The following is a 10776-nucleotide window of genomic DNA, read 5'->3' on the forward strand; positions in this document are numbered from 1 at the left end:
TCTCCTTCAGGCGGTGAGGCGTTCGAGGCCGGCGCGGGCGTAGTCGAGCACCCGGTCGACCAGCGCGAGCAGCTGCTCGGGGTCGGAGGCCGCATTGCCGCGGCCGCCCGTGGGTTGCGCTTCGGCCGTTTCGTACAGCTCGCGCAGGCCGGTGATCACGGTGATCCCGGCCAGCCGGGGTGCGAGCGCGTCGGCGGCAAGGCCGAGGTCCGCGGCGACGCCGGCGGCGATCACCTGCTCGTACCGGTAGTACGCCGCGCGCGCCCGGCCGCGCAGGTCTTCGTCGGCGACGATCAGCTGCGACCGCAGCCCTCGCCGGCGCCAGACCTCGGCCGACGCGCCCGTGGCGTCGAGGTCGCGCATCGTCGTCGCCATCCAGTCCCGCAACGCGTCGAGCGTCGGCGTACCGGCGGGCTTCGCGGCCAGCCAGTCGGTCAACGACGCGAAGCTGAACGGGTCGTCGGCGAAAAGCAGGTCCTCCTTGGCGGGGAAGTGCAGCGTGACCGTCCGCACCGCCACGTCCGCCCGCTCGGCGATCGCGCTGATCGTCGTGTCCCGGAAGCCCTGCGCGGCGAACAGCTCCAGCGCGGTGTCCCGGATCAGCTCCCGGGTCCGCTCCTTCTTCCGCTGCTGCCGCGGCATCGTTTCTACCATGCAGGCAAAATTACCATGCAGGTAATTTTACTTCAAGGGTAGTTATGCGGTGAAGACCTCGTTCAGGAGGGCGGCCAGGGCGGCGGGGAAGACCTGGGCGGGGTCTACGTCCGCGTCGCCCATGGTGATGGAGGCGGTCATCGTGCGGGTGCCGTCGGGGGAGCTGTACATGAGGGCGCCGAAGCCGCCGGGGGCGCTGCCGTTGTGGTGGTAGACGGTGCCGGCGGGGCCGAGGTCCTGGACGAAGAGGCCGAGGCCGTAGTCGATGGGACCGACGCCGGCACGCATCTCGGTGAGCAGGTCCGTGGGGATCAGGCGGCCGCTGTTGAGGGCGGAGAAGAAGACGTGCAGGTCCCGGGTGGTGGAGAGCAGGTCGCCGGCGCCGGCCAGGAGCGAGAGGTTCTGGCGGGTGACGTCCTCGACCTTCCAGTCGTCGCCGTCCTGGTAGCGGTAGTAGCCGTGGGCGTGCTCGCCGGGGAGGTCGGTGAGGTCACCTGGTACGGCGGTGCCCGTCAGGCCGAGGGGCTGCGCGATCAGGCGGTCCAGCGTTTCGGCGTACGAGGTGCTGGTGAGCTGCTCGATCAGGAGGACGGCCAGCGTGTAGTTGGTGTTGGAGTAGCTCCAGTCCGTGCCGGGCTCGAAGCGGGACGGCTTGGCCAGGGCCAGCCGGACCAGCTCGATCGGCTGGTAGCTGAGGAAGCGGTTGTCGACCCAGTCCTTGCCGGTCGCGGGAATGCCCGGTACGACGGTGCCGTCGGGGTAGTACTCGCCGGTGTAGTTGAACAGCCCGCTGGTGTGGTTCAGCAGCATCCGTACGGTGATCCGCTCGTCCAGCCCGAGGTCGGGCAGATGATCGGCGACCGAGTCGTCCAGCGTGAGCTTGCCCTCGGCCACCAACTGCAGGACCAGGGTCGCGGTGAAGGTCTTGGTGACGCTGCCGACCCAGAACGACCCGTCGGTGGACGGCGGCGCGGTCTCACCGAGCTTCCGTACGCCGGCGCTGCCGACCCACTCGCCGTGCTGGTCGTTGACGCGGAGCTGGAGGCCGGCGAACCCGGTGTCGACGAAAGCCTGGATGGCCTGCTGCAGGTCAGTGGTGATCGATGAAGTGTTCATGACCGCAACTCTGGCCAGCCGCGCTGACACCGAGCCGCCGCCGTCCTGACACGGGCCCTGACATCAGCCGGCGAGGGCCCGCGCGTTCACTCTGCGGGCCATGCGCCGCAGCCGGACAGGTTCCGGGGACGGACGGCCTGCCCATGACGAACGGGTGGTCGCGGGCGGAGTGAACCGCCTGCGACCACCCGTGGGTGACTGCGTCAGTTGTTGCCGTTCGGGGACGGGGCCGAGGCGCCCGCGCCCGAACCGGCGGCGGTGCCGCCGACGGCGACCGGGAGCTCGCCGGTGACCAGGTAGACGACGCGGCGGGCCATCGAGACGGCGTGGTCGGCGATCCGCTCGTAGTACCGGCCGAGCAGGGCGATGTCGACGGCGACCTCGACGCCGTGCGGCCAGGAGTCGTCCATCATCAGGCGGAACTGGTTGGTCCGCAGCTGGTCCATCTCGTCGTCGGTGGCCTCGAGCTTGCCGGCCGCGGTGACGTCGTGGGACTTGATCACGTCACCGGCGGCGTCGACCATCTTGCCGGCGACACCGGACATCTCCTCGATCGCGCTGTGCAGGTCGGCCGGGATCGCGGCCGCGGGGTAGCGCAGCCGGGCGATCTTGGAGACGTGCGCGGCCAGGTCGCCCATCCGCTCCAGGTCGGCGACCATCCGCAGCGCGGCGACCAGCATCCGCAGCTCGTTGGCGACCGGGGCCTGGCGGGCCATCAGCTCGAAGACCTTCTCCTCGACGCCCTCGCCGGCCGCGTCCAGCTGGATGTCGGCGGCGATCACTTCTTCGGCCTGCCGGATGTCGGCGCTCAGCAGGGCCGCGGTCGAGCGCCGGACAGCGGTGGACACCGTCCTGGTCATCCGCTCGAGCTCGGCGAGGATGTCGTCGAGCTGTTCGTGGTAGGTGTCGCGCATTCTGCATCCGATCTGTGCTGTCCGGCCGATCCGGGCCGGAAGGGGCGCGGGCACGGTCCAGTACCCGCCCACGAGGGACCGTATGCCGCCGAGGTTGCCGGACGGCGACGAGTGGTGAACGCGTGATGAACAGTTAGGACGCGTTCCGGTCATCCGGTGCTCATTCGGTCTTTGCCTGTGCTTTCCCCGCGTAGCATCGATGACGTGGACCCCACGCTGGCTGCGGTGCTGGGCGGCGTCATCGGCGCGGCCCTGGCTCTGCTTTCGCTCGGTGCGATGGTGCTGAGCGAGCGTTCCCAGACCAAGGTTCCCGTCTCCCCGGACCCCGCGGTCCCCAGTGGCGTCGCCACCGTACTGTCCGTACTGCGTTCGTCCGCGGTCGTGATGGGCCCCGAGGACCAGGTGCTGCAGGCCAGCGCTCCCGCGCACGTGCTCGGCATCGTCCGGGGCGAGCGGCTGGTGGTCGAGGACCTGCTGACTATGGTCCGGGCGGTCCGCCGCGACGGCGAGATCCGGCAGCAGGACCTGGAGATCGTCCGCGGCCGGCTCGGCGCGACCCAGTACGTGAGCGCCCGGGTCGCCCCGCTGGGCAGCCAGCTGGTGCTGGTCCTGGTCGAGGACCGGACCAGGGAGCGCCGGCTGGAGGCGATCCGGCGCGACTTCACGGTCAACGTCAGCCACGAGCTGAAGACCCCGATCGGCGCGCTGATCCTGCTCGCCGACGCCGTCTCGGAGGCCTCCGACGACCCGGAGGCGGTCCAGCGGTTCTCCGGCCGGATGCGGATCGAGGCCTCCCGGCTGAGCCGGCTGGTCAAGGAGATCATCGAGCTGTCCCGGCTGCAGGGCGACGACCCGCTGGAGAACCCCGGCCCGGTCGACATCAACGGCGTGATCGACGCCGCGGTGGACCGCTGCCGGGTCGACGCCGAGGACCGCGACATCAACATCATCGTCAAGACCGACCCCGACCTCGAGGTGATGGGCAGCGAGGACCAGCTGGCGATCGCGATCGGCAACCTGGTCGAGAACGCGGTCAACTACAGCCCCGACGGGACCCGCGTGGCGGTCGCCGCGCACCCGATCGGCGACCTGGTCGAGGTCACCGTCTCCGACCAGGGCGTGGGCATTCCCAGCAGCGACCTGGAACGCATCTTCGAACGCTTCTACCGGGTCGACAGGGCCCGCAGCCGGGAGACCGGCGGCACCGGGCTCGGCCTGTCGATCGTCAAGCACATCGCCTCGATCCACGGTGGCGACGTCCGGGTCTGGAGCGTCGAGGGACAGGGTTCCACCTTCACCGTCCGGCTCCCGCTGCGGCTCGATCCCGCCACCGGGCAACCGACCGGTTCCACCAGCCAGGAGGAACCGGCCATCACCCTGACGCCGACCCCGTCAGGACTGCAGAGTGCAAAGGAGACAGCTTCGTGACCCGAGTGCTGGTCGTCGAAGACGAGGAGAGCTACAGCGACGCGCTGTCGTACGTACTGCGCAAGGAGGGGTTCGAGGTCGCCGTCGCGGAGACGGGCCCGGACGCTCTGGACGAGTACGACAGGGCGGGCGCGGACATCGTCCTGCTCGACCTGATGCTGCCGGGCCTGTCCGGTACCGAGGTCTGCCGCGCGTTGCGGACCCGGGGCAACGTGCCGGTGATCATCGTGAGTGCCAAGGACACCGAGGTGGACAAGGTGGTCGGGCTCGAGCTGGGCGCCGACGACTACGTCACCAAGCCGTACAGCCCGCGTGAGCTGCTGGCGCGGATCAAGGCCGTGCTGCGGCGCGGTGCCGACGTCGAGCTGCTGCCCGACACGCTCGAGGCCGGGCCGGTCCGGATGGACGTCGAGCGCCACGTGGTGACGGTGTCCGGGACCGAGATCCGGCTGCCGCTGAAGGAGTTCGAGCTGCTCGAGATGCTGCTGCGCAACACCGGCCGGGTGCTCACCCGGGGGCAGCTGATCGACCGGATCTGGGGCGCCGACTACGTCGGGGACACCAAGACCCTGGACGTGCACGTGAAGCGGCTCCGCTCCAAGCTGGAGAAGGATCCGTCCAACCCGGCGCACCTGGTGACGGTGCGGGGGCTGGGCTACAAGTTCGAAGCCTGAGACCCCACCGGCCGCCCCGCCGGTGGGTTAGCTTAGGCTCTCCTTAGTTGAGTCCAGCTGAGGAGAGTCGCCATGTCCTGGTCCCGTCGTACCCGCAGCGCCGCTGCCGTCGCCGCGCTGTTGCTGTCGGCCACCGCGCTGACCGCCTGCGGGAGTGGTGCCGACGAGGCCGCTGCGCCGTCGGGTGAATCCGGCGCGGGTTTCCCGGTGACGTTGAAGAACACCTTCGGCGAGACCACCATCAAGGAGAAGCCGGCCCGGATCGTCACGCTCGGCTGGAACGCCCAGGACGTCGTCTACGCGCTCGGCGAGACGCCGGTCGGGATGCCGAAGGTGACCTACGGCCCGACCAAGGACGGCGTCACCGCGTGGGACGCGGACAAGTTCGACGCGAGCAAGACGACGTTGCTCGATGCAACGGACAGTTACCCGTACGAGAAGATCGCGGCGCTGAAGCCGGATGTGATCCTGGCGCCGTACGAGGGGTTCGACGAGACGGTCTACAAGACGCTGTCCGGGATCGCGCCGACCGTCGCGTACCCGGGAGCGCCGTGGCAGACCACCTGGCAGGACCAGACCACGCTGATCGGCAAGGCGCTGGGCAAGTCCGCCGAGGCCGGCCAGTTGGTTGCCGGGATCAAGGACCGGGTCGCGAAGGTGGCCTCGGAGCACCCGGAGTTCAAGGGCAAGACGATCAGCGTCGGGTCGTTCGGCGCGGACAACTACGTCTACATGCCGGGTGACCCGCGGGTGCAGATCCTGAACGAGATGGGCTTCGTGAACGCGCCGGGCGTGCAGAAGCTCGAGGAGACCAACACCAAGAAGGAGTTCGCGCTCCCGATCAGCAAGGAGAAGGTCGCCGACATCGACGCCGACGTCTTGGTCGCGTACGTCGACGGGCTGAGCGCGGCGAAGTTCGCCGCCGATCCGGTCTACGCGGCGCTGCCGTCGGTGAAGAAGGGCACGGCGTACGTGATGGACGACCAGCAGGTGATCTCCGGGATGAGCGCGGTCAGCGTCCTGTCGGTCCCGTGGGTGCTGGACAAGATCGTCCCCGGCCTCGCGAAGGCGGCCGCCGCCGCCAACTGAGCTCCGCGCGGGCCGCTCGCACACCGTGCGCCCGCCGGACCAGGTCCCACCCGGACCCGGCGACCGATCCGCCGCCCGGAGGGACCACAGCCGTACGGCGGCCCTGGGCCACAGGACGCCGTACGCCGAACGGGCCGCCCCGCGCCGGGACGGCCCGTTTCGCGTTGCCCTGACGGGCGCCGAGCACCTGTCAGCTGGAACTAGTTGTGGTGCGAGCGCCTCGGTCGCGGAATGCCCGGCGGGCCGCCTCCAGTGGGCTCGCTGCCGGGTGCCGAGCACCTGTCGCGCGGACTACTTGTGGTGCGAGCGTCTGCCGGCCGGCAACCCGACGGGCTCAGCCGTGGCTTTCCTCGGGGGCGTCGTCGCGCGGGGTGGGGCTGAAGTGGTCGGTGGTGAGCACCGGGACGTGCGCGGTGATCGGGGCTGCCTTGGCGAAGGTTAGGACCAGCGTGACCATCACGCCGGGCTTGCCGCCGGTGACCGTGAACGGCTTGCCGGAAACGGGCGGCAGGGTGAGCGACGCGCCCGAGGCCAGTGTCATCGGGCGGACGTTGCCGACCGTGACGGTGGCCGGCGGGGCGGTCGGCTCGGCGCCTTCCTCGGCCTGCGGGGCGCCGGCGGCCGGCTCGGAGGCGATGCTGACCAGGACGTCGTCGGTCTTGCCCGTGTTCACGACGGCGGCGTGCAGCTCGCCGCTGCCGTCCTCGTCGGCGAGCACCAGCAGGTTACGGACGGCGATCGAGCCCGAGGTGGCGTTGGTGCCCTCGGCGGGCTGGTACGGCTTCATGGTCTGCGCGTTGAAGTTCGCGCCGCAGGCCGCCAGTGCGAGGCTGAGCGTGACGGTGGCGCCGGCCGCGGCTGCGCGGCGAAGAGCCGACGGGGGCAACGTGATGGGCACTGGAATCCCTCTCCTGCAAGCTGTGGACGCCGTCAGGCTGCGGCCTCCGGCGCAGCAAAGCGTAGCGACCGGGCGCCCGCGGCTCGACGGCGGCTCCACCTTCGGGGGATGTCCCGGGCAACCAAATTCCGCGCGCGAGGCATGCCGGACAGCGTTTGTCAAGGCGGGAATGGGCCTCTGACCAGCGCAAACGCCCCGGCCGGACCAGCGACCGCGTGGTAGTATTGGTCTTGGAAAGGGGCACGTGACATATGACTTTCACAGTCGGCGAGACGGTTGTTTACCCCAATCACGGTGCGGCCGTCATCGAGGACATCGAGACCCGTCAGATCAAAGGTGAGGACAAGACCTATCTGGTCTTGAGGATCGTCGCTCAGAACGACCTGGTCGTCCGGGTCCCCGCGTGCAACCTCGATCTCGTCGGCGTGCGTGACGTCGTGGATCAGGCTGGTCTGGAGCGCGTCTTCGACGTGCTGCGGGCGCCGCACACGGAGGAGCCGACCAACTGGTCGCGACGTTACAAGGCGAACCTGGAGAAGCTGCACTCCGGTGACGTGATGAAGGTGGCAGAGGTCGTCCGCGACCTGTGGCGCCGTGAGCGTGACCGCGGTCTGTCCGCGGGTGAGAAGCGGATGCTGGCGAAGGCACGCCAGATCCTCGTCTCCGAGTTGGCGCTGGCCGAGCACACCAACGAGGACAAGGCGGAAGCCATCCTCGACGAGGTCCTCGCTTCCTGACCTACTCCAGGTCAGAACCGATCCGGATCCCGTGACCGTACCGCCCTGCGTGGTCTCTCGATGAGTACCGCGGCAATCATCCCGGCGGCCGGTCTCGGGTTGCGGCTCGGTGGTGAGGCACCGAAGGCGTTACGAGAGGTCGGTGGCGAATCGCTGCTGGTCCACGCGGTGCGTGGACTGTCCGCAGCGACCGCCGCCGGCCTTTCGTGCTTCGTGATCGCCGTTCCCCCGGGCACGGAAGATGCCGTCGGCAAGCTTCTCGGCCCGTACGCCGGGGCCGCCGACCTGCGGATCGTCGCGGGCGGTGCCGAGCGCGCCGACTCGGTCCGGGCCGCCCTCGAGCTGGTCCCCGTCGACGGGATCGACTGCGTGCTGGTGCACGACGCGGCCCGGTCGTTCGTCCCGGTCGCGGTGATCGAGCGGGTCGTTGCCGCCGTCCGCGGTGGTGCTCCGGCGGTGGTGCCGGTGATCCCGGTGACCGACACGATCAAGCGGGTCGGCGCGCACGGCGAGGTGCTCGAGACGCCGGACCGGTCGGCGCTGGTCGCCGTACAGACCCCGCAGGGGTTCGATCCCGAGTTGTTGCGCAAGGCCCATGCCGGGAACGCGGACGGAGCAACGGACGACGCGATGCTGTGCGAGCGGCTCGGGATCACCGTGCAGACCGTCGAGGGGTCCGAGGACGCGTTCAAGGTGACCAGGCCGCGCGACCTGCTGCTGGCCGAGTGGATTCTGGCGGAGAGGCACCAACAGTGAGACCACCACGGGTCGGCACCGGGATCGACGTGCACCCGGTCGTCGAAGGCCGCGAGATGTGGCTGGCCGGGCTGCACTGGCCCGAGGAGACCTCGGGGCCGGACGGGCACTCCGACGGCGACGTGGCCGCGCACGCGGTCTGCGACGCGTTGTTGTCCGCGGCCCGGATCGGCGACCTCGGCTCCAACTTCGGTACGTCGGAGCCCGAGTGGGCCGGTGCCTCCGGCGCCACGCTGATGGCCGAGGCCGCCCGCCGCGTCCGCGCCGCCGGCTACGAGATCGGCAACGTCGCCGTCCAGGTGATCTGCAACCGGCCGCGCTTCGCCGCCCGCCGCGAAGAGGCCGAGAAGGCGATGAGCACGGCCTGCGACGCCGAGGTCTCGGTCAGCGCCACCACGACCGACGGTCTGGGCCTGACGGGCCGCGGCGAAGGCATCGCAGCGATCGCCACGGCGATCATCTACTGACCACACCCGCGCCACCCGCGCCACCCGCGCCACCCGCGCCGCCCGCACCCCCGCACCCCGTCCCACCGCGCTTTGTGCACGGCTCAGTCAGATTTTCGCCCGGGAAGTGGGTGGCCGGTGCACAAAGCCGGATCAGGTCGAGGGGGCGGTGAAGCGGACCTCGCGGGGTGAGAGTTCGTTGCCCTGGCGTTCGGTGAGCAGGCCGTAGAGCTCGGGACGGCGGCCTCGCAGCCACCGACGGCCGGTTGAGAGCGGGACCAGGTCGAGGTCGAGATCGGCCACCACCACCGCCTCGTCCGCGACCGGGGTTTCGGCGACGATCCGGCCGTACGGGTCGAGCACCATCGCGTTGCCGGTCCGGACCTCGTCGTCGTCCCGGCCGACACCGTTGCTGAACAGCACGAAGAGCCCGTTGTCGTGCGCCCGGGCCGGCAGCCACCGCATCAACCACCCACGGCCGCTCACGCCGTTGAAGGCCTCGAGAACCGCCGCCGGATCCGTCGCCCGGTTCTCCCACACCGCGAGCGGGATCGGCTTCATCCCGTACGGGCTGACCGAGTTCGTGCCACCGGTCTGGTGTGGCGCCACCAGCACCGTTGCTCCGAGCAACGCCGTGGCCCGGACGTTCTCCACCAGGTTGTTGTCCCAGCAGATCAGGATCCCGACCCTCGCCTGCCACGGGGTGTCGAACACGGTGAACGAGTCCCCGCTGGAGATCGCGTCGTGCTCGAAGGCGTGCAGCTTGCGGTGCACGTGCACCGTCCCGTCCGGCAGGCACACGGCGTACGCGTTGAACAGCCGGTCGCCGTCGGACTCCAGGAAACCGACCCCGATCCCGGCGTCCAGTTCGCGGGCCAGCGCGCTGACGGCCGTCACCGACGGTCCGGTCCGGGGCTCGGCGAGTGCCCGCAGCCGCTCGACCGGTTGGCGGCGCAGGTGCCAGTACCCGAGCAGGCACAGCTCGGGGAAGACGACCAGCTGTGCGCCGTTGTCCACAGCCTCGCCCGCCAGCCGGCGGACTGTGGACAAGTTGCGGTCCGGACGGTCGGGAACGGCTTCGAACTGGACGACGGCGGCACGCAGCATGGGCTCTCCTCAGCGGTTTCCGCCAGGATCCCGCCACTTCGAGCATGCCGTCCAATGATATCCACAGAGTTATCCATATCCTGTGGTTATGGAACTGCGGCTGCTCCGGACCTTCGTCACGGTGGCGCGCACGGGCAACGTCAGCGCCGCGGCGGTGGAGCTCTCGACCAGTCAGCCGGCTGTCACCAAGCAGTTGCAGCTGCTCGAGCGCCGGGTCGGCGCGAGCCTGTTCGTGCGCGGCCGGCAGGGCGCCCGGCTGACCGGAGCGGGAGAGGCCCTGCTTCCCGACGCGCTGGACCTGCTGGCCCGGTCGGCGTCGTTCGAACGGCGGGCGGAGTCGGTCGCTGCCGGTGAGGACGGCACGCTGGCGGTCGGGTTCGGGATGTCCGCGATCGAGGTCGCGCCGAAGGCGGTGGCGGTGTTCCGCGGCCGGCATCCCCGGATCTCGGTCTCCCTCGACGACCTGCCGTCGACGGTTCAGTGCGAGCGGTTGCTGGCCGGCACGCTGCAGGCGGGGTTCGTCCGGCTGCCGGTGCCGGACGGGATCATGCGTCGCAGGCTGCAGCAGGATCGGCTGGCCATCGCACTACCGGCCGGGACACCAGAGCCGGCCGACGTCGCGTCCTGGCTCGACGGCCGCCCGCTGGTTCGGCTCAGACCACACCGCGGGCCCGGCCTGGACGGCCAGATCACCCGCCTGTACGACGACTTGGGCTGCCGCCCGTTGGTACTCCAGGAGGCCGACGACCTGCTGACCGTACTGGCCCTGGTCGCGGCGGGCGTCGGCCCGGCCGTCGTACCGGCCAGTGCCGGCAAGGTCGCGCCGGGTCCGGTGCACCTGATCCCGCTGCGCGCCAAGAGCGCGTCCTGGTGGGTCGGTGTCGCCTGGGTCGAGCGCTCGGTGCTACTGGAACGATTCGTCGACGCGGCTACAGCAGCTGTCCGCTGAGCCCGCGG

The 10776-nt window shown here is 70.3% G+C and carries 12 protein-coding genes; 7 read left to right on the plus strand and 5 right to left on the minus strand.

The features are described 5' to 3' along the window. Nucleotides 1-6 precede the first annotated feature (6 nt). The 3 genes from HDA39_RS35410 to phoU form a co-directional block, all read right to left on the minus strand. Nucleotides 7-654, minus strand: coding sequence for a TetR/AcrR family transcriptional regulator (locus HDA39_RS35410; protein WP_184802727.1), 648 nt, complete (start codon nucleotides 652-654; stop codon nucleotides 7-9). A gap of 42 nt (nucleotides 655-696) precedes the next feature. Continuing rightward, nucleotides 697-1770 carry a serine hydrolase domain-containing protein gene (locus tag HDA39_RS35415; RefSeq protein WP_184802729.1) on the minus strand — a complete coding sequence of 358 codons (1074 nt, stop codon included), beginning with the start codon at nucleotides 1768-1770 and terminating at the stop codon, nucleotides 697-699. Nucleotides 1771-1973: 203 nt separating this feature from the next. After that, a complete protein-coding gene (gene phoU, locus HDA39_RS35420) occupies nucleotides 1974-2684 on the minus strand; it encodes a phosphate signaling complex protein PhoU (RefSeq protein ID WP_184802731.1) in 711 nt (236 codons plus the stop codon). Between the two features lie 204 nt (nucleotides 2685-2888). On the opposite strand from phoU, the gene HDA39_RS35425 reads away from it, so the two are divergent. The 3 genes from HDA39_RS35425 (at nucleotide 2889) to HDA39_RS35435 (ending at nucleotide 5875) form a co-directional block, all read left to right on the plus strand. Beyond that, nucleotides 2889-4112, plus strand: a complete 1224-nt coding sequence (locus tag HDA39_RS35425; protein ID WP_184802733.1) for an ATP-binding protein — start codon at nucleotides 2889-2891, stop codon at nucleotides 4110-4112. Beyond that, nucleotides 4109-4786 carry a response regulator transcription factor gene (locus tag HDA39_RS35430; protein WP_077017430.1) on the plus strand — a complete coding sequence of 226 codons (678 nt, stop codon included), beginning with the start codon at nucleotides 4109-4111 and terminating at the stop codon, nucleotides 4784-4786. Before HDA39_RS35425 ends, HDA39_RS35430 begins: the two co-directional genes overlap by 4 nt. Nucleotides 4787-4858: 72 nt before the next feature. Further along, nucleotides 4859-5875: an iron-siderophore ABC transporter substrate-binding protein gene (locus tag HDA39_RS35435; protein ID WP_184802735.1), complete on the plus strand. Its 1017-nt coding sequence runs from the start codon at nucleotides 4859-4861 to the stop codon at nucleotides 5873-5875. A gap of 334 nt (nucleotides 5876-6209) precedes the next feature. Here HDA39_RS35435 and HDA39_RS35440 read toward each other — a convergent pair whose 3' ends face one another. Then, a complete protein-coding gene (locus HDA39_RS35440; RefSeq protein WP_184802737.1) occupies nucleotides 6210-6773 on the minus strand; it encodes a copper chaperone PCu(A)C in 564 nt (187 codons plus the stop codon). A gap of 251 nt (nucleotides 6774-7024) precedes the next feature. Here HDA39_RS35440 and HDA39_RS35445 point away from each other — a divergent pair, with 251 nt between their 5' ends. From HDA39_RS35445 to ispF, 3 genes are read left to right on the plus strand one after another with little or no spacing between them, the layout of a single operon-like run. Continuing rightward, the gene (locus tag HDA39_RS35445; protein ID WP_012918679.1) at nucleotides 7025-7510 is read left to right on the plus strand and encodes a CarD family transcriptional regulator; all 486 of its coding nucleotides are present in this window, start codon (nucleotides 7025-7027) and stop codon (nucleotides 7508-7510) included. A 60-nt stretch (nucleotides 7511-7570) separates the two neighbouring features. After that, on the plus strand, nucleotides 7571-8266 hold the full coding sequence (gene ispD, locus HDA39_RS35450) for a 2-C-methyl-D-erythritol 4-phosphate cytidylyltransferase (RefSeq protein WP_184802739.1): 696 nt from the start codon (nucleotides 7571-7573) through the stop codon (nucleotides 8264-8266). Continuing rightward, on the plus strand, nucleotides 8263-8733 hold the full coding sequence (ispF, locus tag HDA39_RS35455) for a 2-C-methyl-D-erythritol 2,4-cyclodiphosphate synthase (RefSeq protein WP_184802741.1): 471 nt from the start codon (nucleotides 8263-8265) through the stop codon (nucleotides 8731-8733). Before ispD ends, ispF begins: the two co-directional genes overlap by 4 nt. Nucleotides 8734-8865: 132 nt before the next feature. Here the strand turns inward: ispF and HDA39_RS35460 are convergent, their stop codons facing one another. Next, the gene (locus HDA39_RS35460; protein ID WP_184802743.1) at nucleotides 8866-9819 is read right to left on the minus strand and encodes a nitrilase family protein; all 954 of its coding nucleotides are present in this window, start codon (nucleotides 9817-9819) and stop codon (nucleotides 8866-8868) included. An 88-nt stretch (nucleotides 9820-9907) separates the two neighbouring features. Between HDA39_RS35460 and HDA39_RS35465 the strand changes: the two genes are divergently transcribed. Further along, nucleotides 9908-10768 (plus strand): LysR family transcriptional regulator, encoded by an 861-nt coding sequence (locus HDA39_RS35465; RefSeq protein WP_184802745.1) that lies wholly within the window; start codon nucleotides 9908-9910, stop codon nucleotides 10766-10768. The last annotated feature ends 8 nt before the right edge of the window (nucleotides 10769-10776 follow it).

Origin of the sequence: Kribbella italica (assembly GCF_014205135.1) — a bacterium.
Lineage (GTDB): Bacteria > Actinomycetota > Actinomycetes > Propionibacteriales > Kribbellaceae > Kribbella > Kribbella italica.

Bases quoted from the DNA above. Each gene is read 5' to 3' on its own strand.
- HDA39_RS35465 (WP_184802745.1), top strand. From the start codon at position 9,908: ATGGAACTGCGGCTGCTCCGGACCTTCGTCACGGTGGCGCGCACGGGC.
- HDA39_RS35460 (WP_184802743.1), bottom strand. From the start codon at position 9,819: ATGCTGCGTGCCGCCGTCGTCCAGTTCGAAGCCGTTCCCGACCGTCCG.
- ispD (WP_184802739.1), top strand. From the start codon at position 7,571: ATGAGTACCGCGGCAATCATCCCGGCGGCCGGTCTCGGGTTGCGGCTC.
- HDA39_RS35410 (WP_184802727.1), bottom strand. From the start codon at position 654: ATGGTAGAAACGATGCCGCGGCAGCAGCGGAAGAAGGAGCGGACCCGG.
- HDA39_RS35445 (WP_012918679.1), top strand. From the start codon at position 7,025: ATGACTTTCACAGTCGGCGAGACGGTTGTTTACCCCAATCACGGTGCG.
- HDA39_RS35415 (WP_184802729.1), bottom strand. From the start codon at position 1,770: ATGAACACTTCATCGATCACCACTGACCTGCAGCAGGCCATCCAGGCT.
- phoU (WP_184802731.1), bottom strand. From the start codon at position 2,684: ATGCGCGACACCTACCACGAACAGCTCGACGACATCCTCGCCGAGCTC.
- HDA39_RS35435 (WP_184802735.1), top strand. From the start codon at position 4,859: ATGTCCTGGTCCCGTCGTACCCGCAGCGCCGCTGCCGTCGCCGCGCTG.